Annotated in this window: 24 protein-coding genes; 15 read left to right on the forward strand and 9 right to left on the reverse strand. The window is 48.5% G+C overall.

From position 1 onward, the window contains the following. Nucleotides 1-36: 36 nt before the first annotated feature. The 3 genes from ghrA (at nucleotide 37) to RSC70_RS01885 (ending at nucleotide 2,606) form a co-directional block, all read left to right on the forward strand. The gene (gene ghrA, locus RSC70_RS01875) at nucleotides 37-978 is read left to right on the forward strand and encodes a glyoxylate/hydroxypyruvate reductase GhrA (RefSeq protein ID WP_040045128.1); all 942 of its coding nucleotides are present in this window, start codon (nucleotides 37-39) and stop codon (nucleotides 976-978) included. 227 nt (nucleotides 979-1,205) lie between these two features. Beyond that, a complete protein-coding gene (locus tag RSC70_RS01880; protein WP_103009589.1) occupies nucleotides 1,206-1,943 on the forward strand; it encodes a phosphatase in 738 nt (245 codons plus the stop codon). Between the two features lie 90 nt (nucleotides 1,944-2,033). Next, complete coding sequence (locus tag RSC70_RS01885) at nucleotides 2,034-2,606, forward strand: TorD/DmsD family molecular chaperone (protein WP_282814633.1); 573 nt, start codon at nucleotides 2,034-2,036, stop codon at nucleotides 2,604-2,606. A gap of 76 nt (nucleotides 2,607-2,682) precedes the next feature. On the opposite strand, the gene RSC70_RS01890 is transcribed toward RSC70_RS01885, so the two are convergent. Both RSC70_RS01890 and mdtH read right to left on the reverse strand, forming a co-directional pair. Further along, a complete protein-coding gene (locus RSC70_RS01890) occupies nucleotides 2,683-3,246 on the reverse strand; it encodes a lipoprotein (protein ID WP_040045125.1) in 564 nt (187 codons plus the stop codon). A gap of 264 nt (nucleotides 3,247-3,510) precedes the next feature. Continuing rightward, the gene (mdtH, locus tag RSC70_RS01895; protein WP_282814632.1) at nucleotides 3,511-4,716 is read right to left on the reverse strand and encodes a multidrug efflux MFS transporter MdtH; all 1,206 of its coding nucleotides are present in this window, start codon (nucleotides 4,714-4,716) and stop codon (nucleotides 3,511-3,513) included. 294 nt (nucleotides 4,717-5,010) lie between these two features. On the opposite strand from mdtH, the gene rimJ reads away from it, so the two are divergent. The 4 genes from rimJ (at nucleotide 5,011) to murJ (ending at nucleotide 8,884) form a co-directional block, all read left to right on the forward strand. Continuing rightward, complete coding sequence (gene rimJ, locus RSC70_RS01900) at nucleotides 5,011-5,595, forward strand: ribosomal protein S5-alanine N-acetyltransferase (RefSeq protein ID WP_040045123.1); 585 nt, start codon at nucleotides 5,011-5,013, stop codon at nucleotides 5,593-5,595. A gap of 29 nt (nucleotides 5,596-5,624) precedes the next feature. Then, nucleotides 5,625-6,281 (forward strand): DUF480 domain-containing protein, encoded by a 657-nt coding sequence (locus tag RSC70_RS01905; RefSeq protein WP_282814631.1) that lies wholly within the window; start codon nucleotides 5,625-5,627, stop codon nucleotides 6,279-6,281. Nucleotides 6,282-6,291: 10 nt separating this feature from the next. Further along, entirely contained in the window at nucleotides 6,292-7,203 is a 912-nt protein-coding gene (locus RSC70_RS01910) for a Gfo/Idh/MocA family protein (RefSeq protein ID WP_282814630.1), read from the forward strand. 142 nt (nucleotides 7,204-7,345) lie between these two features. Further along, nucleotides 7,346-8,884: a murein biosynthesis integral membrane protein MurJ gene (gene murJ, locus RSC70_RS01915; protein WP_130998565.1), complete on the forward strand. Its 1,539-nt coding sequence runs from the start codon at nucleotides 7,346-7,348 to the stop codon at nucleotides 8,882-8,884. Between the two features lie 83 nt (nucleotides 8,885-8,967). Here the strand turns inward: murJ and argS are convergent, their stop codons facing one another. Continuing rightward, nucleotides 8,968-10,698, reverse strand: coding sequence for an arginine--tRNA ligase (gene argS, locus RSC70_RS01920; protein WP_282814629.1), 1,731 nt, complete (start codon nucleotides 10,696-10,698; stop codon nucleotides 8,968-8,970). 233 nt (nucleotides 10,699-10,931) lie between these two features. Between argS and RSC70_RS01925 the strand changes: the two genes are divergently transcribed. Beyond that, nucleotides 10,932-11,495, forward strand: coding sequence for a VOC family protein (locus tag RSC70_RS01925; RefSeq protein ID WP_282814628.1), 564 nt, complete (start codon nucleotides 10,932-10,934; stop codon nucleotides 11,493-11,495). Nucleotides 11,496-11,561: 66 nt separating this feature from the next. Here RSC70_RS01925 and RSC70_RS01930 read toward each other — a convergent pair whose 3' ends face one another. Beyond that, nucleotides 11,562-12,704, reverse strand: coding sequence for a MalY/PatB family protein (locus RSC70_RS01930; RefSeq protein ID WP_282814627.1), 1,143 nt, complete (start codon nucleotides 12,702-12,704; stop codon nucleotides 11,562-11,564). Nucleotides 12,705-12,976: 272 nt separating this feature from the next. Between RSC70_RS01930 and cutC the strand changes: the two genes are divergently transcribed. Next, a complete protein-coding gene (gene cutC / locus RSC70_RS01935) occupies nucleotides 12,977-13,735 on the forward strand; it encodes a copper homeostasis protein CutC (protein ID WP_025801903.1) in 759 nt (252 codons plus the stop codon). Between the two features lie 110 nt (nucleotides 13,736-13,845). Here the strand turns inward: cutC and cmoB are convergent, their stop codons facing one another. Both cmoB and cmoA read right to left on the reverse strand, forming a co-directional pair. Further along, a complete protein-coding gene (gene cmoB / locus RSC70_RS01940; protein WP_025801905.1) occupies nucleotides 13,846-14,817 on the reverse strand; it encodes a tRNA 5-methoxyuridine(34)/uridine 5-oxyacetic acid(34) synthase CmoB in 972 nt (323 codons plus the stop codon). Continuing rightward, complete coding sequence (gene cmoA, locus RSC70_RS01945; protein ID WP_063587640.1) at nucleotides 14,814-15,605, reverse strand: carboxy-S-adenosyl-L-methionine synthase CmoA; 792 nt, start codon at nucleotides 15,603-15,605, stop codon at nucleotides 14,814-14,816. The genes cmoB and cmoA overlap by 4 nt, the downstream gene beginning before the upstream one ends. A 295-nt stretch (nucleotides 15,606-15,900) precedes the next feature. Here cmoA and RSC70_RS01950 point away from each other — a divergent pair, with 295 nt between their 5' ends. Continuing rightward, nucleotides 15,901-17,259: an amino acid permease gene (locus RSC70_RS01950; RefSeq protein WP_040045117.1), complete on the forward strand. Its 1,359-nt coding sequence runs from the start codon at nucleotides 15,901-15,903 to the stop codon at nucleotides 17,257-17,259. Nucleotides 17,260-17,845: 586 nt separating this feature from the next. On the opposite strand, the gene RSC70_RS01955 is transcribed toward RSC70_RS01950, so the two are convergent. The 3 genes from RSC70_RS01955 to RSC70_RS01965 all read right to left on the reverse strand — a co-directional run bounded on the left by RSC70_RS01955 (nucleotide 17,846) and on the right by RSC70_RS01965 (nucleotide 20,439). Next, entirely contained in the window at nucleotides 17,846-18,241 is a 396-nt protein-coding gene (locus RSC70_RS01955; RefSeq protein ID WP_332541501.1) for an MAPEG family protein, read from the reverse strand. A 156-nt stretch (nucleotides 18,242-18,397) separates the two neighbouring features. Further along, the gene (locus RSC70_RS01960) at nucleotides 18,398-19,216 is read right to left on the reverse strand and encodes a DUF72 domain-containing protein (protein ID WP_282814625.1); all 819 of its coding nucleotides are present in this window, start codon (nucleotides 19,214-19,216) and stop codon (nucleotides 18,398-18,400) included. A 116-nt stretch (nucleotides 19,217-19,332) separates the two neighbouring features. After that, on the reverse strand, nucleotides 19,333-20,439 hold the full coding sequence (locus tag RSC70_RS01965; RefSeq protein WP_234618389.1) for an SDR family oxidoreductase: 1,107 nt from the start codon (nucleotides 20,437-20,439) through the stop codon (nucleotides 19,333-19,335). 819 nt (nucleotides 20,440-21,258) lie between these two features. Here RSC70_RS01965 and RSC70_RS01970 point away from each other — a divergent pair. From RSC70_RS01970 to ruvC, 5 genes are all read left to right on the forward strand, one after another. Further along, nucleotides 21,259-21,462 carry an FmdB family zinc ribbon protein gene (locus RSC70_RS01970; protein ID WP_040045114.1) on the forward strand — a complete coding sequence of 68 codons (204 nt, stop codon included), beginning with the start codon at nucleotides 21,259-21,261 and terminating at the stop codon, nucleotides 21,460-21,462. Nucleotides 21,463-21,569: 107 nt separating this feature from the next. Continuing rightward, nucleotides 21,570-23,360 carry an aspartate--tRNA ligase gene (gene aspS / locus RSC70_RS01975; RefSeq protein WP_103009598.1) on the forward strand — a complete coding sequence of 597 codons (1,791 nt, stop codon included), beginning with the start codon at nucleotides 21,570-21,572 and terminating at the stop codon, nucleotides 23,358-23,360. Further along, complete coding sequence (gene nudB / locus RSC70_RS01980; RefSeq protein WP_025801922.1) at nucleotides 23,360-23,794, forward strand: dihydroneopterin triphosphate diphosphatase; 435 nt, start codon at nucleotides 23,360-23,362, stop codon at nucleotides 23,792-23,794. The genes aspS and nudB overlap by 1 nt, the downstream gene beginning before the upstream one ends. 119 nt (nucleotides 23,795-23,913) lie before the next feature. After that, nucleotides 23,914-24,660 (forward strand): YebC/PmpR family DNA-binding transcriptional regulator, encoded by a 747-nt coding sequence (locus RSC70_RS01985; RefSeq protein WP_025801924.1) that lies wholly within the window; start codon nucleotides 23,914-23,916, stop codon nucleotides 24,658-24,660. Beyond that, nucleotides 24,657-25,178 (forward strand): crossover junction endodeoxyribonuclease RuvC, encoded by a 522-nt coding sequence (gene ruvC / locus RSC70_RS01990; protein ID WP_025801926.1) that lies wholly within the window; start codon nucleotides 24,657-24,659, stop codon nucleotides 25,176-25,178. Before RSC70_RS01985 ends, ruvC begins: the two co-directional genes overlap by 4 nt. The last annotated feature ends 2 nt before the right edge of the window (nucleotides 25,179-25,180 follow it).

A 25,180-nucleotide genomic window follows, 5' to 3' on the forward strand; every position in this document is an offset into this window, starting at 1 on the left:
ACAATACGATTAAGACAGAAAAACTGGAGGCACGAAGTGGATATCATTTACTACCATCCGTTTTTTAATGCGCAGATTTGGCTGGATGGTATGCGGAAACGTTTACCGGAAGCGAATATTCGCCAGTGGCAATCTGGGGATGATAAGCCCGCAGACTACGCACTGGTTTGGCAACCGCCGTTTGAGATGCTGGCTAAGCGTCAAGACTTACGTGGCGTATTTGCACTGGGTGCGGGCGTTGACGCGATTTTGGCTCAGGAAAGAGCGAATCCTGGAACGTTGCCGAAAGGTGTTCCGCTGGTGCGTTTAGAAGACACCGGAATGGCTTTGCAGATGGAAGAATATGCGGCTGCTGCTGCGCTGCGCTACTTCCGTCGCTTCGATGAGTATGACCTACAGCAGCGTCAGGGCGTATGGCAGTATCTGGCACCGCATGACGCCTCTCAGTTTGTAGTAGGTGTTTTGGGTGCGGGGGTTCTGGGCGGAAAAGTGGCTGAGCGCTTGGCTTCATTTGGCCTACAGGTTCGCTGCTGGAGCCGCACGGAAAAACACTATAGCGACGTTCAGAGTTTCTTCGGCCAAGATCAGTTTGCGTCATTCCTGCAAGGGACCCAGTTGCTGATAAACCTGCTACCGAATACGCCAGAAACTGTGGGTATTCTCGACCAGTCTCTGTTTGCGCAGCTCAATGCAGGAGCCTATATCATCAATTTGGCGCGTGGTGCGCACATGAAAGAGGATGATTTGCTGGCGGCACTGGAGTCTGGGCAAGTTGCCGCGGCAACGCTCGACGTGTTTGCCAAAGAACCTTTGGCGACCGATCATCCTTTCTGGAAACACCCTCGAGTGACGATTACACCACATATCGCCGCTATTACCCTGCCAGAAGTTGCGATGGATTATGTCGCACAGAACATCTTGGCGATTGAAGCAGGGAAAACGCCGGAAGGTGTAGTAAACATGGATTTAGGTTATTGATGATATCCCCGTCGTCCTTCAAGATGCAGGGGTGTTGGCTGCGTTTGCTTACCCTAGTCACATAGTTATCTATGCTCCTAGGGCTTCACAAACTTGCCGCCTACCTGCATCTCGAAGTAACTTGGGGATAGAAAATATTCATTGCTGTATGAATACGTTCTATTTGCTAACCTTATAGGGACACGCCTGCTGGTGCCAAAACCAGCGGGCCTTAGACAGGAGAAGCCATGTATCCCGTAGATTTGCATATGCACACCGTGGCAAGTACCCACGCTTACAGCACCCTTCATGACTATATTGTCCAAGCAAAAAAGTGTGGTATCAAACTTTTCGCCATTACCGATCACGGCCCTGATATGGCCGATGCGCCGCATTATTGGCATTTCATGAATATGCGTGTATGGCCACGAATTGTTGATGGCGTGGCTATTTTGCGCGGCATCGAATCTAACATTAAGAATACGCAGGGCGAAATTGACTGCACGGGCCGTATGTTAGACGAGATGGATTTGATTATTGCAGGATTTCACGAGCCGGTTTTTGCACCGCGTGACCGCGATAGCCATACCGAAGCTATGATCGCCACGATGGCCAACGGCGATGCTGATATTATTAGCCATCCAGGTAATCCAAAGTTTCCAATCGATATTCGCGCGGTTGCTGAAGCGGCTGCGCGTTATAACGTGGCGCTAGAACTGAATAACTCCTCATTTACACATTCGCGAATTGGCAGTGAAGCAAACTGCCGAGCCATTGCAGAAGCGGTGCGTGATGCCGGCGGTTATCTGTCGCTAGGGTCAGATTCACATGTCGCATTTTCGCTGGGAAGTTTTGATCACTGTATCCGAATCATGAATGAGGTAAACTTCCCGCAGGATCGAGTGCTCAACGTAACGCCGCGCCGTCTGCTCGATTTTCTGGTTGAACGAGGGAAGGGGGCAATCCCCGAACTGGCCGATTGGTAATTAACTAGCGATTTGCGTGAAGTGACAATGTCACATTTTAAGCCATTTTTGTAGGCCACATTTTTCAGGCCATATATTTCAGGATTAAAGATGAACGATTTTTCTATCATCTGCCGTTTGCTGGGAAGCCTATTTTCCCGTCAGCCGCAGGATGCTGTATTGACCCCTGTATTTGATCTGATGGCGCAAGGTAAGCTGCAACAGTTTTGGCCAATTGAGCAAGACGGCCTACTGACCCGTTTGCAAACCGCAGCTAAAGATCGTGCCGCGTTAAGCGTTGATTATAAAGCCATGTTTAGCGGTGCCGACGCGTCAGTCGATATTCATCGTAGTGATTATCAAGAGAATGCTACCGAGCAAGAAGTTCGCGATTTTTTAACCCAGCGTGGAATGCCTTTAGGCGATCAGCCTGCTGACGCGTTCGGGCAGTTGTTGCTTGCCGCATCGTGGTTGGAAGATCAGTCTGCCGAAGATGAAATTCAGGCGCAAATGGCGCTGTTTGATGAGTATTTGCTGCCGTGGTGTGGGAAGTTTTTGGGCAAAGTCGAAGCCCATGCAACCACCGCGTTTTATCGCACGCTGGCTGAATTGACGCGCGAAGCGCTTCAGGCCATGTGGGATGAACTTTCTGAAGGCGAAGACTCTGCTGAAGACGCAGAATAAATGTTTTCGATCTGATAAATAAAAAAGCCGATGTTCATGATTGAACACCGGCTTTTTTATTAAGGGATACCGAGTATTAGTCAGTGAAAGGAATAATGATTTCGCCCGGTTTAACTTCGATACCTTTAGCCAGTTTTTTCGCCAAGGCTTCTTTTTCGTTCTTATTCGGGTCTAAGGTATAAACGGCTTTTTCGTTGAAATAGGTTTTTAAGGATTGGTTCAAATACGGAACCACTGCTTTCATCACGCCAGACATTTTTTCAGGTTTAACCGTGTAATCGGTTAATTCCATATCCCGCAGGAAAATGGCACCTTGCTCGCTGTTATAAACCGGCTGAGCCTGTAGCGTGATTTGCAGATCGCTGGTCTGTGGGCCGAGAATGGAGCTGATATTGACTTTGGCATGGCCCGTTAGGGTAATTTTATTGGGATCAGTACGCCCAATTTGGCTGTTTAGTTGGTCGACGGTAATGTCGGCATCAACTAACCCAGAGATACCAATTTGTTTCTGGAAATTATTATACTTTTGCAGATATTGGTTCATATCCTGCTCAGTAATTGTGTATTGGGTCAGTTTATTACAGGCCGCTAATACCAGCCCCGCAGCAACGATCCCTGCTATATAAATCACCTTCTTCATATTATCTGACCTCTGAATACAGAATAAATAAGCCTGCTAATTAACATGTTAACGCTGTCGATACTGATTGTGGCATAGATCTACCAGAGAAAAAAATAACGTATGTTTCATCCTGTTAATACACATTAATCGCGGGATGAAAGACATCTTCTTTCACCGATGATGGGCAACATGCTGGCATGAATTTAGAGAGAATGTGCTGCGTTCTGAATCAGATAATGACGAAAATTCAGAACGCAGTACGTAAGACTAAGATGATGTGCTTTAGCTTCCGCCTAGCACGGCAGGGGCGATGCTGCGTTGGTTAAACTGCCAGTACAGCAGAATCAGCGTAAGCACACCGACCACGCCGAGTAAAAACCAGGGCAGTTCAGGCGTTCCAAGTGCTTGGCCAGTGTCATACATCCAACCGCCGCCGGTATACCCGATAGCGCCACCCAGCGCCAAGCCTAAACGGCTAAAGCCCATATAGCTGCCGCGGGCACGCGGATCGGCTAACGAGGCGCTTAACGTCTCACGTGCCGGTTCGGCGATAATTGAACCGAAATAGAAGCAGCAAATTAAAATAAACAGTGTGCGAAGTTCCGTCGCCAGACCCAGAGGGAACAGGCTGATGGTCATAATCAACAACCCAAACATCAGCCGCGTTTCTAGGCGGAAATGCTTTTCGCTCCAGCGAGCAATCGGGTAGAGCAGCGTTAGAGACAGCGTCGCTTCTATGGCGTACATCCATTTGACCGCTGTTGGCGTGCCTGCAATTTCGTTGACTATAATGGGCAGCATTAGCATCACCTGCACGGCAAGCATGTAGTAACCCGTCAGCGTCAGCACATAGAGCAGAAAACGGCGATCGCGAATAACGCGCATCATGCCTTCTTTGATTGGCGCCCGAACCGTCGAAATTCGATAGGCGGGCAGTAGCCACGCATTACAAGCCGCCGCTAGCACAAAGATTGCCGCACCCACCCAGCAAACATAATGAAAATCGTACTGTAGCAGCCAGCTACCGATCAGCGCGCCCACCACGGCGCCCGCGCTATCCTGCATCATCAATAGTGAATAAAAGCGGCTGCGTTCATGCGGGCGGGTCAGCTTAATCACCAGTGCGGTACGCGGCGGATCAAACAGCGTCCCACCCAATGCAGACAGCGCGCAGGAAAGCCACAGAATCCAAGGTTCGCTGGCAACCGCCATCGAGGCGAAACCTGCTGCGCGCAGCAACATGCCAATAACGATCATCGGTTTTGCACCAAAGCGGTCAGCGATGGCACCCCCAAAAATCCCTAATCCTTGCTGGACTAATTGTCGTAATCCCAGTGCCGCCCCCACGACCACGGCAGCCCAACCAAGTTGGTCGACGAAGCGAATCGAAATAAGAGGGAAAACGACAAAGAAACCGAGTACAACCAGTAAATTGTCTAACAATAAAAAGTACTTACCCAAGCTCCTAGCTTGCGACACCAGCGACATGTTTCACCATCAGCGAGAAAATAAAAAAGGAGGGATTGACTCGTTCATTTTCTACCCATTTTCAGCGTGGGTATAGGTTTGATTAATAATATTTTTCTGCAAATAGTCGGCCTCATAATACTTTTCATTATGAGCAGTGCGTAATTAACCGTTAACTGGATTACAGAAATAGAAGAAAAAGGTCTTAACCGCAGCTAAGTGCGCAATATTGCTACAGCTAAGGTATTACCCGCCATACAAAGAGCGGTTATAGTGATAAGTAATAAAATATTTGCATGTGGGGCTGGAGAATTGATGTTTGGCTATCACAATAGCGGGCCAAAAGTCCGTTTAACCACCGACCGTCTGGTGGTGCGTTTGGTTCATGACCGCGATGCCTATCGCTTGGCCGACTATTACGCAGAAAACCGCGAATTCTTAAAACCGTGGGAACCTGTACGGGATGAAAGTCATTGTTATCCTTCGGGCTGGCAGGCGCGATTAGGGCTTATCAATGAGCTACAGAAACAGGGCAGCGCCTACTATTTTCTGTTGCTCGATCCTGATGAGAATGAAGTTCGAGGTGTGGCTAATTTTAGTAACGTGCTGCGCGGTTCTTTCCATGCCTGCTATCTCGGCTATTCACTCGGTGAGAAATGGCAGGGGCAGGGGTTAATGTATGAAGGCGCGCAGGCGGCGATTCGTTATATGTTCCGTCAGCAGCGGCTACATCGAATTATGGCTAACTATATGCCGCATAACCAACGCAGTGGGGATTTGCTCAAACGTATGGGCTTTGAGAAAGAGGGTTATGCCAAAGATTATCTGCTGATCAACGGTAAATGGCAGGATCACGTTTTGACTGCGCTGGTTAATCGAGAATGGACTGCGCCGCGCTAACTGTTTGCGTTCACAAGGATCTAAGACCAATGAAAAACCCATTATCTCTACTTGAAGCTCGCGTGATTGGCTGTTTTCTTGAGAAGCAGGTCACGACGCCCGATCAATATCCGCTTTCGCTCAATGGCTTAACCACCGCCTGCAATCAGAAAACCAATCGTGAACCGGTGATGGATCTCAGCGAGTCTGATGTGCAGTCAACGTTGGATATGCTGATGAAAAAGCATCAGGTACGTTCGTTAAGCATTCCGGGTAGCCGTGTGATGAAATATGAACATCGGTTCTGCAACTCAGAGTTTGGAAACCTGAAATTCTCAGATGCTGAAGTCGCGGTGGTGTGCTGCCTGTTACTTCGTGGGCCACAAATCCCTGGCGAGCTGCGCACGCGAACCAACCGTATGCATGAGTTTAGCGATGTGACGCAGGTTGAGCAGGTGTTGAATGAGTTAGCATCGCGTGAGGATGGCCCTTTTGTGGTTCGTCTAGAACGTGAGGCGGGTAAACGTGAAAGCCGCTATGCGCATCTCTTTAGCGGTGAGGTTGAAAATGTTGCGACCTCGGCTATTGAAAGTACCTACAGTGCGCCGGTTGATAGTGGATTAGCCGAGCGTGTCGAAGCGCTTGAAGCCGAAGTAGCAGAATTAAAAGAACGCGTGCAAAGCTTGCTGGATCACCTTGCTGACTAAGAGAACAAGAATGACGAAATTACGTATTGGCGTTGTTGGGTTAGGTGGTATCGCGCAAAAAGCCTATTTGCCTATTTTGAGTCAGGCAGAACGATGGCAGTTGGTCGGTGGTTTTTCTCCCACGCTGGCTAAGGCGCAGGGGGTATGTGATAGCTACCGAATGACGGCATTTTCTCGGCTAGATGAGCTAGCCGAACAGTGCGATGCGCTGTTTGTGCACAGCAGCACCAATACGCATTTTGACGTCGTGCGCGAGCTTTTGCAGCACGGCAAACATGTTTATGTCGATAAACCGTTGGCGGAAACGCTCGATCAAGCCGAGCAGTTAATTGCGCTGGCTGAACAGAAAAATTGCCGTTTGATGGTCGGGTTTAATCGCCGGTTTGCGCCGCGCTATGTACAGATTAAACAGCAGGCCAGCGACGTAGCCGCAATTCGCATGGATAAACATCGGCATCAAAATATTGGCCCCAAAGATGCGCGTTTCACCTTGCTAGATGACTATCTGCACGTAGTGGATACCGCACTATGGATGAGCGGTAAAAACTTAACGTTAAAGTCGGGAACTTTGCATACCAACGACGTGGGGCAAATGATTTACGCCGAGCATCATTTTAGCGCAGGGCAGACTCAGGTCACTACCTCTATGCACCGCGCGGCGGGCTCGCAGCGTGAAGTGATGCAGGTTGTCAGCGGTGGGGCGATTTATGAAGCGCAGGATCTTAGGAGCTTGCATATTGAACGCGACACAGTTTTGTGTGAATTGCCGATAGCTGGCTGGCAATCCACCCTTGAACAACGAGGGTTTGTTGGCGCGGTAAATCATTTCATCGACTGCGTTGAGAACCAAACGGCACCAATAACCTCAGGCGAGCAGGCGATTGCCGCTCAGCGAATTATTGAAGGCTTACTTTCACAGTAGGTATATTGGCAAACATTTTGTCCCTATCATCTTGGTTTGTAACATCTCTAACTAGATCTTCCGTGTGAGATAAGTAGACTAGTGCTCCTAAATTGCCCTTGCTGTATTCAGCAAGGGTCGCAACCGTTGAAAAAACTAACTCATGAATTTATTAAAATCACTGGCGGCGGTCAGTTCGATGACCATGTTTTCGCGCGTGTTGGGATTTGCGCGAGATGCGCTTGTGGCGCGTATTTTTGGTGCGGGAATGGCGACGGATGCCTTTTTTGTCGCATTTAAACTGCCGAATCTGTTAAGGCGTATCTTTGCCGAAGGCGCATTTTCTCAGGCATTTGTGCCTATTTTAGCGGAATATAAAAGCCAGCAGGGCGAAGAGGCGACACGGACTTTTGTTGCCTACGTCAGCGGTATGCTTACGCTGGTGCTGGCGGTGGTGACCGTGCTGGGTATGCTCGCTGCGCCGTGGGTGATTTATGTGACTGCGCCGGGCTTTGTCGATTCGCCGGATAAATTTGCGCTGACATCGTCGCTTTTGCGCATCACGTTCCCCTATATCTTACTGATCTCTTTGGCCTCGTTAGCGGGCGCAATACTGAATACGTGGAATCGATTCTCGGTGCCTGCTTTTGCTCCGACCTTTTTAAACGTCAGTATGATCGGTTTTTCTCTGTTTGCGGCGCCGTATTTCCATCCACCAGTGATGGCATTGGCGTGGGCGGTCACCGTAGGTGGCGTATTGCAGTTGGCTTACCAACTGCCACACTTGAAAAAGATCGGGATGTTAGTCCTGCCGCGTTTGAACCTGCATGATGCTGGCGTTTGGCGCGTGATGAAGCTGATGGGACCCGCCATTATTGGTGTTTCCGTGAGCCAGATTTCACTGATCATCAACACCATCTTCGCGTCATTCTTGGTGTCGGGCTCGGTTTCTTGGATGTACTACGCTGACCGTTTGATGGAGTTTCCATCCGGTGTGTTGGGCGTGGCATTAGGCACGATTTTGCTGCCGTCATTGGCGAAAAGCGTATCTAGCGGACGGCATGAAGAGTATTCCCGCTTAATGGATTGGGGGCTTCGTCTGTGCTTTGTGTTGGCGCTACCGAGCTCAATTGCCTTGGGGATTTTATCTAAGCCGCTGATTGCATCTCTGTTCCAATATGGTCAGTTCACCGCTTTTGATACCGAAATGACTCAGCGTGCGTTGATTGCCTATTCAGTCGGTTTGATGGGGCTCATTCTGGTGAAAGTGTTGGCGCCAGGGTTTTACTCCCGCCAGAACATTAAAACGCCGGTGAAAATTGCCATCGCCACATTGATTCTGACTCAGCTAATGAACTTGGCTTTCATTGGGCCGTTCAAACACGCAGGGCTGTCTCTTTCTATCGGGCTTGCGGCCTGCCTTAATGCCAGCCTGTTGTATTGGCAGTTGCGTAAGCAAAAAATGTATACCCCTCAGCCGGGCTGGACTCTCTTCTTGGTTAAGCTGGTGGTCGCGGTTGTTATCATGACCGCGGTGCTCATCGGTATGATGTGGTTTATGCCAGCGTGGGACTCAGGCAACATGCTGATGCGTTTGTTACGCTTAATGGCGGTGGTTGTGGTTGGTGCAGGCTCTTATTTTGCAGCATTGGGGCTGCTTGGATTCCGCGTGCGAGACTTTACGCGCAACGTCGTCGTGTGATGATGTTTGTTAGGCAATAAAAAAAACCGGCCATAAAGGCCGGTTTTTTTTATGTCAGAGCAATATGACGAATAATAAACGAATTACATACGTTCTACGGTTTCGATACCCAGCGTATCTAAGCCAGTTTTCAGCGTTCTTGCCGTCAGCGCAGCTAATTTCAGGCGGCTATTACGTTGCTCTTCGCTCTCAGCCGTCAGGATAGGGCACGCTTCGTAGAAGCTTGAGAACAGACCCGCTAAGTCATACAGGTAGGTACACATGACGTGCGGAGTACCTTCACGAGCCACCTGAGTAATGGTTTCTTCAAACTGAATCAGGCGAGCGGCCAGCGCTTTTTCGCGATCTTCCGTCAGGACTATATCACCAGTCAGGGATTTTTCATCAATACCGGCGCGTTTAAATACGGAAGACACACGCGTATACGCATATTGCATATACGGCGCGGTGTTGCCTTCGAACGCCAGCATGTTATCCCAGTCGAAGATGTAATCTGTGGTGCGGCTTTTTGACAGATCCGCGTATTTCACGGCGCCGATGCCAACAACGTCAACCAACTTAGCCAGCTCTTCGTTGCTTAAATCTGGATTTTTCTCTGCGATCAGTTTGCCAGCGCGTTCAACCGCTTCGTCCAACAGGTCAGACAGTTTAATGGTGCCGCCTGAACGGGTTTTGAATGGCTTACCGTCTTTGCCTAACATCATGCCGAACATGTGATGTTCGAGGCTGACAGAGTCTGGTACGTAGCCCGCTTTACGCACGATTGTCCATGCCTGCATCAAGTGCTGGTGCTGACGGGAATCGATGTAGTAAAGCACGCGGTCTGCGCCCAGCGTTTCGTAACGGTATTTCGCACAGGCGATATCGGTGGTGGTGTACAGGTAGCCGCCATCCTTTTTCTGGATGATGACGCCCATAGGTTCACCGTCTTTGTTTTTGTATTCGTCGAGGAATACAACGGTAGCGCCTTCGCTTTCTACTGCTAAACCCTTAGCTTTCAAATCTGCAACGATGCCAGGCAGCATGCTGTTGTATAGGCTTTCACCCATGACGTCATCTTTGGTTAAGGTGACGTTCAGACGCTGATAGTTTTTCTGGTTTTGCGACATGGTGATGTCGACCAGTTTGCGCCACATTTCGCGGCAGTATTCGTCGCCGCCTTGCAGTTTAACTACATAGGCACGTGCGCGCTCAGCAAACGCGGCATCTTCGTCATAATGCTTTTTCGCTTCGCGGTAGAAGGCTTCCAAATCGGAAAGATCCATTTCATTCGCGTGCTCGTTCTGCATTTTTTCCAGATAGGCAATCAACATGCCGAACTGGGTACCCCAGTCGCCGACGTGGTTAGCGCGAATGACGTTGTGACCGAGGAATTCTAAGGTACGAACGGATGCGTCACCGATGATGGTGGAGCGCAAATGACCAACGTGCATCTCTTTAGCGACGTTTGGTGCGGAGTAGTCAACCACGATAGTTTGTGGTTTCACCGGAGCAACGCCTAAACGCTCATCTGCCAGCGCAGCTTCAACCTGTTTTGCCAGCCATGCAGGATCTAAGAAGATATTAATAAAACCCGGACCCGCGACTTCAACTTTGTTCGCGATACCGTCTAGCTCAAGATGGGTCAGCACCTGCTCTGCCAGTTGTCGTGGAGCAATACCCAGTTTCTTGGCCGCGCCCATGACGCCATTGGCCTGATAGTCGCCGAATTGCGCTTTCGCGGATTGACGGACAAGAGCTTCGCTGTCAGCAGGAGCGCCTGCAGCCACCAGAGCTTGGGTGACTTTATCTGAAAGAAGTGCCTGAATATTCACCGGGTTACCTTAAGTTTGTAACGCCAGACGTGCGTGACGACGGCGTTTTATATGTGAGATCGTTAATCGAGGTGCATTCACACCAAAACAGCCGATAATTATATGTCAATTCGCTGCGTGAGTCAGCAAGCATGCGCTTATACAGCGAAGATAGCCGCCATAAATAGGACGTGGAAGTCTGTGAAAAGAGCAGGTAAAGTACGCAGCCTTGCGGATAGCGGAGAACCGAGAAAATGACATTTTTGGCAGAGATTGAAACACTGCGCGATTTAGATGCAGATCTGGATCGTTTTACCACGCTGCTACAGGAATTTGCTGACAAGCTTGAACTCGATTTATCGGCATTTAGCGCGGACCATATCTCTTTGCGTTGTCACCAGAATGCCACGGCCGATCGTTGGCGGGCGGGGTTTGAAATCTGTGGTTCTTTGCTGTCTGAAAATATAATTAACGGACGGCTCATTTGTTTGTTTGATCTCAACCAGCCGCTGCGCGTTGGCCCGTGGTTAATTGACTGCGTGGAGCTGCCTTATCCGGGTGAGAAACGCTATCCGCACGAAGGCTGGGAGCATGTTGAATTGGTGATTGGCGGCGATCCGGCAACGTTGCATCCGCGCGCTCTAGAATTGTTGTCAGACTCGGCACTGCTGGCGCCGGGCATCAAGTTGAAATTCAGCAGTCCTAAAGGGGAGCAAGAACGTTTGCCAAACCCGACGTTGGCGGTCACCGACGGCGAGGTTACTATAAAATTCCATCCTCATTCTATTCGTGAAATTGTTGCGAGCGAACAGCAGTAAGCTGACGTTCCTACGTAAAAAAAAGCGCCATTCCGTTGCGGGACATGGCGCTTTTTTTATGGAAAATTACAGCGCGTTGATGGCATTTTCCATGCGGTCGAGTGCTTTGTTCAGCAGGTCACGATGGCAGCCAAAATTGATGCGTACAAATTTGGCATCACCGAAATCCGCACCCGGTGACAGACCGACGCCGGCCTGTTCGAAGAAGGCATGTGGGTTATCTACCGGCAATTCAGATGCATCGACCCACGCCAGATAGGTGGCGGCGAGATTAACCGTTGACAGGCCTTTCATTGCATTGATGCGTTTCACCAGCAGATCGCGGTTGCCTCGCAGATAATCAAGCTGTGCGTCAAGCCACTCCTGCCCATCACGGTAGGCGGCTTCAGCAGCAACGTAAGCCAGAATATCCACATTAGGAACTAGCCCTGCGCGTTCTGTGTTGAAACGGTCGCGTAGGTTTTTATTTGGGATAATGGCAATCGTCGCACCTAGTCCGGCAATGTTATAGGTTTTTGATGGTGCCATCAGCGTGATGCTGCGCTGGGCTGCTTCTTCGCTCAAAGAGGCGATCGGGATATGTTTTGCGCCTGGCTCTAGCAGCAGATCGCAGTGAATTTCATCAGAACAAATAACGAGATCGTGACGCTGGGCAAAGGCGAGCTGAGTTTCAAGCTCTTCGCGCGTATAAACCGTGCCGCCCGGGTTATGCGGGTTGCAAAGCATCATCAGTTTTTCATTGCCGGAGAGCTGTTGCTCGGCGCTGTCTAAATCCATGACCCAGCGTTGTTCGTGTAGCTTCACAGGAATTGACAGCTGCTGGCGATGAGCAAAGCGAGATGATTTAACAAACGGCGGATAGATTGGGAAGGGGGCCAATGTGTGCTGCTGAGGATCGGTAAAGGCACGAACGCTGAGGTTCAAGCCGCAAACCATACCCGGCAAAAAGACTAGCCATTCAGGTTTTACATCCCATTGGTATAGATCGCGCATGCGCTCAATAAATATACTCACCAATTCTTGTGATGGATCACCGTAGCCAAATACGCCCTCAGCAACGCGTTTTTGCAGTGCATCAATAACAGCCGGTGGGGAGCGGAAATCGGTATCAGCGACCCACATCGGAATGATGTCTTTGTTCGCATATTTGTTCCATTTCTGGCTATCACTGTGACTTCTGTCGACCCATTCATCAAAATTGAATGTCATAGTATTCATCCTTTAGTAGGCTTAGTTCCTGCCCCAGTAGGCAATAGTAAAACAGACGGTAAAAACGTCATGGCGATGATTAATGTGCGTTTTTCTGCCGGTTTGCATAAGTGTTCTTAAGCGTATCAAGAGTTCGTTACTGGGAACGATACTTATCACGTTTTTTGTCAGCCTACGCGAGAAGGTTCCACTTTCTCAAGTGTCATTACGTTGGAATGAAAAGTTTTCACGTAACGTAGTCTGTTTTGGCGGTTTTTTTTGGAGGTTTTTTCATTATGAAATTGGAAATTTGTTGCTTCGGGGTGGAATGTGCCCTGACGGCGGAGCGCGCAGGTGCAGACCGTATTGAGCTTTGCGCAAGCCAGTTAGACGGTGGTTTAACGCCAAGCTACGGGACCTTGAAACTGGCTCGCGATAAGGTTTCTATTCCCGTACATCCGATTATTCGTCCACGCGGCGGAGATTTTTGCTACAGCTATACTGAATTTGAAGTGATGAAAAATGACATGGCGATGATCCGCGATATGGGGTTCCCCGGCGCTGTCATCGGTATGTTAGATGCTGAAGGGCATATCGATTTGCCAAGAATGCGTGAGCTGATGCAACTGAGCGGTAATATGGCGATCACGTTCCATCGTGCTTTTGATATGTGTGTGAGCCCACTCGTTGCGTTGAGCCAGTTGACCGATTTAGGGATTGCGCGCATTCTGACATCAGGTCAGCAGCAAAGCGCTGAAGTTGGCTTACCGTTGCTTAAAGAGTTGCTGAATGAAACTCAAGGGCCGGTGATTATGGCGGGTGCAGGGGTGCGTTTAACTAACCTGCACAAATTCCAAGAGATTGGTTTGACTGAAGTACATAGCTCTGCGGGCCATATGGTGCCGTCAGAAATGCGCTACCGTAAGGCGGGCGTGACGATGTGCTCAGACAGTGAGTTTGATGAATTTACGCATTATTGCGTCGATGGCGAAGTGGTCGAAGCAATGAAAACCGCGCTAAGTCTCGGTGAACCGTATCCACGTTCTGCATAACGCAGAGGTGTGTTGAGCAGTTCCAGTAGAAGTAGTACGAATTTTAGTGGATGTCTCACTAAACAGTATGGCCCCAACAATTGTTGTTGGGGCTTTTTTTCGTTTAATGCTTAGGGTTTACGCGCCACGATGACCGCGCGAATAGGGGCAGGGTAGCCTTCTACGGTTTTTGTTTGGTCGTTAGGATCGAGGAACTCCGCCAATGACTCGCTGATCATCCAGTCGGTGCGGCGCTGTTCATCCAGCGTAGTCACACAAGAATCAACGATGCGAACATCAACAAAACCGCATTTTTCGAGCCATTTTACCAAGGCCTTTGCCGAAGGAATAAAATAGACGTTGCGCATTTGCGCGTAGCGGTCGCCGGGCACTAAGACCTGATTTTCATCACCCTCGATGACCAACGTTTCAAGCACCAGTTCGCCATCTTTAACCAGTTGGTTTTTTAACTGATAGAGGTGATCAAGTGGGGAACGACGATGGTAGAGCACGCCCATCGAGAACACGGTGTCAAAGGCAGCCAACTCCGGCAGTTGTTCAATGCCGAGCGGGAGTAAATGTGCCCGCTGATCGCCACCTAATAGTTTGCGCACAGCTTCAAACTGACATAGGAAAAGCTGCATTGGATCGATGCCCACGGCAAAATGGGCACCGGCACCAATCATACGCCATAGGTGATAGCCACTGCCGCAGCCCACATCAAGGATAGTGCGACCTTCCAGCGGGGAAATATGCGGTAAAACGCGTTCCCATTTCCAATCAGAGCGCCATTCGGTATTGATATGAATGCCGTACAAATCGAATGGGCCTTTACGCCACGGCATTAACGCACGCAGCATTTTTTCGATGCCTTCTTTTTGCCCTGGGCCGAGCTCAGGTTCCGCTTGAGCACTGACGCCGTGAAGTAAATCTAAAGCATGGGGCGTGATTTCAGGAAGGCGATCGACGGCGTTAAACCAGTCTTTAAATTTGCCGTGCAGCGACTCGCGTTGCCATGCGGCCAGCTGTGCCGGTAACACTTCCAGCCAGTGGCTGAGCGGGCTATTAGCAATACGCTGATAAAAATTACCAAACTCGATCATGCGACGACGTCTCCTTTCACGGCTAACAAGGAGCCGAAGTTAAAGCATTGGAACCAGATTTCTGCGTGCTCAAATCCGGCCTGATTCAGGCGTTTCTTATGGGTTTCTACCGAGTCGGTCAGCATCACATTTTCCAGCATGCTGCGCTTCTGGCTGATTTCTAGCTCGCTATAGCCGTTGGCACGCTTGAAGTCGTGGTGCATGTTAAATAGCAGTTCGCCCAGCGTTTTATCCTCAAAATTAAACTTCTCAGAGAGTACCAATACGCCACCCGGTAATAGTCCCTGATAGATTTTATTCAGCAGCGACTGGCGCTCTTCGGGAGCTAAAAATTGCAGCGTGAAATTGAGAACCACCATCGAGGCGTTCTCAATATGAATATTTTGAATATCGGCTTCGATAACGTCGACGGGGGTCTGGGCGCGGAAAGCGTCTATGTGACGGCGGCAGCGCTCTACCATCGCAGGGGAATTATCCACGGCGATAATCTGGCATCCTTCGGCGTGAATATTGCGGCGCATAGATAACGTCGCTGCGCCTAACGAGCACCCCAAGTCATACACGTTGGTATTTGGCTGTGCAAAACGCTCTGCCAACATCCCGATCATTGAGATGATGTTGGAATAACCCGGCACCGAGCGCTGGATCATATCGGGAAAAACTTCAGCGACGCGCTCGTCAAAAGTCCAATCGCCGAGCTTAGCAATCGGGGCCGAGAAAAGCGTATCGCGGTCAACGCCTTTCTTATCATCAAAAGTGTTATCAGAATGAGTATCGCGGTTTGACATAAACAGATGCATGCGGTTTCAACAAAGGGCGCACATTTTATCAGATAAACCCCTGCTAGGGCTATTCCCTTGCGAGGAAGAGGGTTGTGACGGCGGCGATAGTGCATTGATAGCGTTAATAAGCGCGTTGACGAATGGATAAACTGGCAACAACTAGTTCGCTTAGCATGAAGTTTGGCTTGATTGCAATAGGTCGGAAGTGATACAAAGCAGCCCGCAATGTAAATAAAATAATACGATGCGCCACGATTCAGCGTTCACACAGCGCGAATGACGCTATCGCACAGAGGATAAAATGGGCGATCTGCAACAAGAAGAAACCCTACAAAGGGGATTGAAAAATAGACATATCCAACTGATTGCACTCGGAGGTGCAGTTGGTACGGGGCTATTTTTAGGTATTGCGCAAACCATTAAAATGGCAGGCCCGTCGGTGCTGCTGGGTTACGCCATTGGTGGCTTTATCGCATTTTTAATTATGCGCCAGCTGGGTGAAATGGTGGTTGAAGAGCCAGTAGCAGGTTCATTTAGCCACTTTGCCTATAAGTACTGGGGAAGTTTTGCCGGCTTCTTAGCCGGTTGGAATTACTGGGTTATGTTCGTGCTGGTCGGGATGGCGGAACTGACTGCGGTGGGCATCTACATCCAGTATTGGTGGCCGGATATTCCAACGTGGATGTCGGCGGCTGGCTTCTTTGTGATCATCAACATCGTCAATTTGGTCAACGTTCGCGTATACGGTGAAACTGAGTTTTGGTTTGCGATCATCAAAGTCGGTGCGATTATTGGCATGATTGTCTTTGGTGCGTGGATGTTAGCCTCCGGTTCTGGTGGCCCGCAGGCAAGTATCACCAACTTATGGACCCAAGGCGGTTTTTTACCGAATGGCTGGCACGGCTTAATCATGGCTATGGCGGTGATTATGTTCTCCTTTGGTGGTCTTGAGTTGGTAGGAATTACTGCCGCAGAGGCAAGCGAACCGCGTAAAAGCATTCCTAAAGCCACCAATCAGGTGGTCTACCGTATTCTGATTTTCTATATCGGCTCATTGACCGTTTTGCTGTCTCTTTATCCGTGGCAAAACGTTGTGCAGGGCGGAAGTCCGTTTGTAATGATCTTCCATGCGCTGGATAGCAACTGGGTAGCTACCGCGTTAAATATCGTGGTTCTTACCGCTGCGCTGTCTGTTTATAACAGCTGCGTATATTCAAACAGCCGTATGCTGTTTGGGCTAGCAAAGCAGGGTAATGCCCCAGCGGCATTGACGAAAGTGAACCGTCGTGGCGTGCCGATTCTGTCTATTGGTCTTTCTGCCTTAACAACCTCAGCGGTAGTTTTGATTAACTATATTATGCCGGGTGAGGCTTTTGAGCTGTTGATGGCGCTGGTGGTATCGACGCTGGTCATTAACTGGGTGATGATCTGTATGGCTCATCTCAAGTTCAAAGCGGTCAAAAACCAGCAGGGCGTAGCGACAGCCTTTAAAGCGCTTTGGTATCCGTATGGTAATTACCTATGTTTGGCTTTCTTGGCGCTCATTTTGGTGATCATGTATATGACTCCGGGGATTCGGATTTCAGTGATCTTGCTTCCAATTTGGGTAGCTGTTCTATGGGTTGGCTTTATGCTTTCTCGTAAGAAAAATAAAGTGTAAGCGGTGAGTGCTGAGCAAAAGGCAATCTTCGGATTGCCTTTTTGTTATGTCATTTGGCTGAAAATAAAAAACCTCGCGGGTATGCGAGGTTTTTTATTTTGTGACTGCGGTGCACGTTAGTATTCTTCAACTACACAAATATAAGGCGGCAGGGCAAGCAAGTCAATTTATTGACGGTTACAACAAACTTAATAAATATTACCACAAATACTGGTTGTATACACAGTATCGTGGCATATAATCACTTTTGTTGAAATGAATAACGTGTTTTGAGCCGCAATCGGGCAACGAGTTTCAAGTCCTAGCCAATAGCGAGTGGTGTCGATTGGTGCCTTAACTCAAGGAAGCACGTTAGTATTTTTCAACAATCAGATGGCTGATAGGCAGCGGAAAGGCAAAGTCATCGTTAGTGCTCCTGACTAGGAGAGAGCGTATGAAATTTCTAGAACTTCTTACCGTTCTTGCAAAGTTCATGGTTGCTGCGTTGCAACTGCTTGAAACAGAATTGAGATTTATTAGCTGATTTGGGTCGCATCTAAGGAGGAGAGGGAACTCTCCTCCTTTAACAAAAACGTTAATAAGACGCCTAATCTAAGGTAAACATCTGATCCCACGGCAGATAAAACAGATTAGCGATTACCATCAGTACCAGAGATATATAGGTCGCACTCATTCCCGAGCGACGCCAGCGAATTTCACGGTGACGTAAACCGTAGGAATGCATTAGACGACCCGCGATCAGTAAAATTCCGCATACGTGGATCATCCAAATCAGTGAACCATTCATTTCCATCATCACCAGCAGTATCGCCGCTATAGGAATATATTCAACGGCATTGCCATGTACGCGGATTGCGGTTTGTAGCTCATAAAAACCGCCGTCACCGTAGGCAACGCGATACTGCATACGCAGTTTAACAACGTTCAAAGATAGCTTGATCAACAACAGTGCGCCGAGCACGACATAAAGCGCGCTTATCATTTTTAGCTCCATTGCCCAATAATTTACCTACGAATGAATAATAGCGGGCCCAAAGAGCATTGTCCTTAGGAAATATCGTTGTAAGTAAAATAGTTAGCTCGTTAAAGCATCAGTCAGTTTGGGGTTGTGATGCAGGTATTGAAAATTCGCGGCCGATCAAAACATATCTGCTTGCAAAGGCCAATCGGGTTGAGGCGGTAAATTGCGGATGTATTTGGCAAGAAGTGGCCAAAGCGCTCGGGCCTGCTGTGGTGCATCGGTGCAGTCTGGCGTGTGAATAAAAAGATAGGGCGCATTGGTATTACTCCATTCAGCCATTTTATTTCCCCATTGATCTAGCCAGCGACGATTGTCATCTAGCACATCGCCTCCGACAAAACGGATGAGTGGGTTTTCGGCAGTCAAAACAGCGTGTACGGGAAGTTTTGGTTTCTTTTTCTGTGCATCACGGATTGCTGGGGTATGTGGTACGGCATGATGAACGGGTCTGCTATCTAACATCACACGGTTTATTTTTCGCTCATAGAGTCCACGATTTAGCGCTCGCTCAGCATCGCCTTTGGCAAAGAAGTCTATGTGACGGACTTCAACGCCGTAGGTAAATTCTTTCGGTAGCAAGTCTAAAAATTGCCATAGGCGGGATAAATGTTGCGGCGAAAATGCAGCAGGAAGTTGTAACCAAAACTGCCCGATGCGCGAATGAACAGGAGAGAGGCAGCTAAAGAAATCCTGCAAATGGTCGCCACAATGGGTTAATGCGGCCTGATGGCTTATCGTGGATGGAAATTTGAAGCAGAATCGAAAATCATCTTCTGTCATATCGCGCCAGCGTCGTGATAATTCCTGTTTGGGCAGTGCGTAAAACGTGGTGTTGCCTTCAACACAGTTGAAGTATTGGCTGTAATCCGCAAGATCTTTAAGCCCAATTTTATGCCAGGCTGCGTGTTGCCACTGTGGAAGGCCGATATATGTCATGATGTCGATATCTCTCCAGAACAAATGCTGGGGAAATATAACATAAAAGAAATATTAGCGGGCTAGGCAAAAACGTAAATAGGCTTAATTAAATAAGCCTATTTACTATGCGTGTATTACTTGAAATCTACGACCATTTGCTCAGGTATCGATTGATTTGCCGTGGTGGCGACGCACTTAGCCACATAATCGGTAAATCGAGGCGGCGCAGATATTCCAAGCCCGAGTAATTTTTCGTTAGAAAAACGAACATTAAGAATTGAGAATTCACCATAGAGGCGCATCGCTCGTAACATCAGTCGCTCGTTACACTGCCCAAATATACCTTTAAAACTTTTTCTAGATTTAACTAATTCGATATATTCCACTTGTTCATAAGAGAGATTAACCGGTTTTGTTTCTGTTGCTTGAGCAATAGCACGGTCTATTTCACCGAAAGTGACACTGCCTGCTTCGCCCGCTGAAATATGAAATATCTTTTCATTCATATTCTCTTTTTGTAGGAGAAGAAGAAGGGCATCGGCACAGTAATCAACGGGAATAACATCAATCTTGTCATCCATTGAGCACATAAATTTGCCCAACATTAGCGCCATTCGGAATACCCAGAATATGCTGGTGGACGGTTTACAGCCTTGCTCGCTGTGGCCGACAATAATGGAAGGTCTTGCAATCACTAACGGTAAATCAGGGCACTCTGCCAGCATACGATTTTCGATAACAGACTTTGAATAGGTATACTGAACCAGATGCTCGTTTTCATCTTTTAGCGTCAGGCTTTCTGTGACGACAGAGCCAGCCTCTGGCACACATGACATCGCAGTGCCAACATGGACGAATCGCTGGAGTTTCGCATGTTTAGACATGTGAGTGGCAAATTTTAATGTGCCTTCAACGTTTACTTTCCAAATGAGAGGGTTTTCGCCAAACGAAGCGATAGCTGCGCTATTAATAACGTGAGTTATATTGTTTAATCTTTCATCGTGAATAAAACCGTCAGGGTCAGAAAGATCGCCGATGAGAATATTATCACTCGTTAATTTTTCTAATGTTTTTTCAGTGCAGCCAAAATTAACCAGATTCTTTTTTATCCTAGCTAAAGCATTTTGCGAATTATCTGAGCGCACTAAAAGAAGAAGAGATACTGGCTTGTCATCAAGCAATACTTTTGCGAGTACGGCACCGCCCAAAAAGCCCGTTGCCCCAGTAATAAGTAGATTCATTTTTTCATTTCCAATGCTAGATAAGATATTCGAGAGTATTTTATTCCTGAATGGTTAAACGATTAGTAAATGAAAAAAGGGAGTCATTGCTATTTAATCTGAGTTTTATTTATTTGAATTAATTTTTTGTGCACTTTTCAGTATATAAAAATATAAATATTTTATTTGTATTCGTTACTTACAAAATAATGTCGCGTTTGTTAGTTTTTGGCATGTCTATTTAATATTGGTTTAACTATCTGCTGGATTGAATCGGTAGGTGCACTCTGCGTCACGTGATTAAGATGTAGGCCTACTAGCGTGTAGATAAATTCGCTATTTTGATTTTTAAATCTACCGATGATGCATGCGGCTATGGGGTCTATGGATGCTATTCTCTCTCAATGACGTCATGCGGCTGGTCTTGTGGTGAGATCGCTTAGCGAATGTAAGTTTATTGTACTTATTTGATTCTTATCAAATCGTAGATATCCATCATGGCGCAAAAATGGGAAACCGCTCATTGTCAGTATGTGGAAATAGCCAGTAATGCGGTGAAGGTGCACAGGGCTTTTGCCTAAAAAGAAGGCGAAATAAGTTCATTAAACGTAACGGGATGTAGCGGTGACTTGGTAACGATGTTTTGTAATTTGTTAATTTAAAAAGAAAATGCGATGTATCAATAAGTTAACAAACAGTATCCTGCATAGCGGTGAGAGTATAGACTGTTTTAACGAGGTGGCGAGAATCCGTGCAAAGTGCGCGTCTGCTCTTATCGCAGCGGTGAATTTCCTTTATAATAGCCGCCTTTTTTCATCGAACATGTAATCTATCACTGCTATGCCGATCTACGAATACGCTTGTAGCGAATGCAATCATCAGTTAGAAAAATTGCAAAAAATGGCCGATGCGCCGTTGGTTGATTGTCCGGCATGCGGCAGACCGACGCTGAAAAAACGCGTTTCTGCTGCGGGTTTCCAACTCAAGGGAACCGGATGGTATGCCACTGACTTCAAACCGAAGTCAGGAAAATCAGAGAATTAGCACGACTCGAGTTTAAAATATTATAGGGCTGCACAGGCAGCACCCATCCGGAGTCATGTTCGGATGTGGCATCGGTGAAGTACATAAGAAAGCCAAAGGATATCGTTATGCGTACTAATTATTGCGGGCAGTTGAATTTGTCCCATGAGGGTCAGGAAGTGACGCTTTGCGGTTGGGTACATCGCCGCCGCGATCTGGGTGGTTTAATCTTCATCGATCTGCGTGACCGTGAAGGCGTGGTACAGGTATTCTTCGATCCTGATCATAAAGAAGCGTTCCAGCAAGCTTCAGAGCTGCGTAACGAGTTCTGCGTGCAAATCACGGGTACCGTTCGTGCGCGTCCAGATAGCCAAAAAAATAAAGACATGTCCACCGGTGAAGTGGAAGTGTTTGGCCATGCTCTGACAATCATTAACCGTTCAGAACCACTGCCGTTAGACTTCAACCAGACTAACAGCGAAGAAAACCGCCTGAAGTATCGTTATCTTGACCTGCGTCGCCCTGAGATGGCACAGCGTCTGAAAACGCGTGCGCGCATTACTGCGTTTGTGCGCCGCTTCATGGATAACCACGGTTTCCTGGATATCGAAACCCCGATGCTGACTAAGGCAACGCCTGAAGGTGCCCGTGACTATCTGGTACCAAGCCGAGTGCATAAAGGTAAATTCTATGCGCTGCCACAGTCTCCACAGCTGTTTAAACAGTTGCTGATGATGTCTGGTTTTGACCGTTATTATCAGATCGTTAAATGCTTCCGCGATGAAGACCTGCGCGCTGACCGCCAGCCTGAATTCACCCAGATCGATGTGGAAACTTCTTTCATGAGCGCGGAACAAGTGCGTGAAGTGATGGAAGAACTCGCACGTTCTCTGTGGCAGGAAATCAAAGGCGTCGATCTGGGCAAATTCCCTGTTATGACGTTTGCTGAAGCGATGCGTCGTTATGGCTCCGACAAACCAGACCTGCGTAACCCGCTGGAGCTGGTTGACGTTGCTGATTTGGTTAAGGACGTTGATTTTAAAGTCTTCTCTGGCCCAGCTAACGATCCTAAAGGTCGCGTTATTGCGTTGCGTGTTCCGGGTGGTGCGCAGCTGACACGTAAAATTATTGATGAATACGGCCAGTTTGTCGGCATCTATGGCGCTAAAGGTTTGGCATGGATGAAGGTCAATGACCGTGCCGCAGGAATGGAAGGGGTTCAAAGCCCAATTGCTAAGTTCCTGAATGCTGAAGTTTTAGAATCCATTCTGGAACGTACCGGCGCACAAAACGAAGATATTCTGTTCTTCGGCGCGGATACCAGCAAGATCGCCACCGATGCTATGGGCGCGCTGCGTCTGAAAGTGGGTCGTGAACTGAAAATCACTAACGAAAACAGCTGGGCACCGCTGTGGGTTGTTGATTTCCCAATGTTTGAAGAAGATGGTGAAGGCGGTTTAGCTGCGATGCACCATCCGTTCACTGCGCCTCGCGATATCTCTCCAGCAGAACTGAAAGCACATCCAGTTGGCGCTATTGCTAACGCATATGACATGGTCATGAACGGCTATGAAGTGGGAGGTGGTTCTGTGCGTATTCATAACGGTGAAATGCAGGAAACCGTATTCGGTATTCTGGGAATTACCGAACAGGAACAACGCGACAAGTTTGGCTTCCTGCTGGACGCGCTGAAGTATGGTACGCCTCCACATGCAGGTCTGGCATTTGGTCTGGATCGTCTGGTGATGCTGTTAACCGGTACCGATAATATCCGTGATGTTATCGCATTCCCTAAAACAACAGCTGCGGCTGACCCGCTGACCGATGCGCCAAGTTTTGCAAATCCTGCATCGCTGCAGGAACTCTCTATCTCTGTGGTTGCCAAAAAAGGCAGCGCAGACGACGCAGAGAAAGCCTAATGGCATATAAGCGTCCTGAGTCGATTCTGGTGGTCATTTATGCCCGCCAGAGTGGTCGGGTGCTGATGTTACAGCGGCGCGACGATCCTGATTTCTGGCAGTCGGTTACCGGCAGCTTAGAAGAAGGTGAATCTGCGCCGCACGCCGCACAGCGTGAAGTAAAGGAAGAAGTCGGTATTGATATTTCAGGTGAAAGCCTGTCATTGATGGACTGTCAGCACTGTGTGGAGTTTGAGTTATTTGCGCATTTGCGCCATCGCTATGCACCCGGTGTAACTCGTAATTTGGAGCACTGGTTCTGTTTGGCGCTGCCGTCAGAGAGAGAAATTCCGCTGACGGAACATCTGGCTTATCAATGGCTAGACGTTGAGCAGGCTGCCCAGCTCACCAAATCGTGGAGCAACCGGCAGGCGATTGAAGAACTCGTTCATTGATTAAGTGCCTGTGTGGCAAGCCGTGTTGAGCCAATAAGCTTGGCGGTTTGTCACTATTCATCCTAACAGGCGTAAAGTTTGTCATTTTTAAAGCCCTACGGCTTTTACCGGAGAAACATATGGCAGGTCATAGTAAGTGGGCCAACACGAAACACCGTAAAGCTGCGCAGGATTCTAAGCGCGGTAAAATCTTCACCAAAATTATTCGCGAGCTGGTTACCGCTGCGAAATTAGGTGGTGGTGATCCGGGTGCGAACCCACGTCTGCGCGCAGCAATTGATAAAGCGCTGTCTAACAACATGACCCGCGATACGTTGAACCGTGCAATCGCGCGTGGTGTTGGCGGTGATGATGATACCAATATGGAAACCATCATCTATGAAGGTTACGGTCCTGGCGGATCTGCAATTATGGTTGAATGTCTGAGTGACAACCGTAACCGTACCGTGGCTGAAGTGCGTCATGCCTTCACTAAAACCGGCGGTAATTTGGGAACTGACGGTTCTGTTTCTTATCTGTTTGCCAAAAAAGGTGTGATTTCCTACGCACCGGGCCTAGATGAAGATACCGTGATGGATGCAGCGCTGGAAGCTGGTGCTGATGACGTTGTCACCTATGACGACGGCGCTATCGACGTGTTCACTCCGTGGGAAACCTTCGGTGAAGTGAAAGATGCGTTAGATGCTGCCGGTCTGGTTGCCGAATCTGCTGAAGTTTCTATGATCCCTTCTACTAAGGCAGAAATGGACGAAGAAACTGCGCCGAAATTGATGCGCCTGATCGACATGCTGGAAGATTGTGATGACGTGCAGGAAGTTTATCACAACGGTGAAGTTTCCGACGAGGTTGCGGCTACTCTGGAATGAGTATCATCCTCGGGATTGACCCTGGTTCGCGGATCACAGGCTATGGCGTGATCCGCCAAGTAGGGCGAAAGCTCGAATATCTCGGCAGCGGGTGCATCCGCACCTCTGTCGATGATTTACCTACACGTCTCAAGCTGGTGTATGCCGGCGTCAGTGAAATTATTGCTCAGTTCCAGCCCGATATTTTTGCCATTGAACAGGTCTTTATGGCTAAAAATGCCGATTCAGCCTTAAAGCTGGGTCAGGCTCGCGGAGCTGCTATTGTGGCCGCGGTGAACGTTGATTTGCCGGTGTTTGAATATGCGGCGCGACAAATCAAACAAACCGTGGTTGGGACGGGGGCTGCCGAGAAATCGCAGGTTCAGCATATGGTGCGTTCTCTGCTGAAGCTGTCGGCGAGCCCGCAGGCCGATGCAGCCGATGCGCTGGCTGTGGCAATCACGCATTGTCATGTAAGCCAAAATGCGCTGAGAGCTAGCCCAACGCGCTTGAACTTAGCGCGCGGGCGTTTAAAGTAAAT

It is taken from the genome of Hafnia sp. (assembly GCF_036648275.1).
GTDB lineage: Bacteria > Pseudomonadota > Gammaproteobacteria > Enterobacterales > Enterobacteriaceae > Hafnia > Hafnia alvei.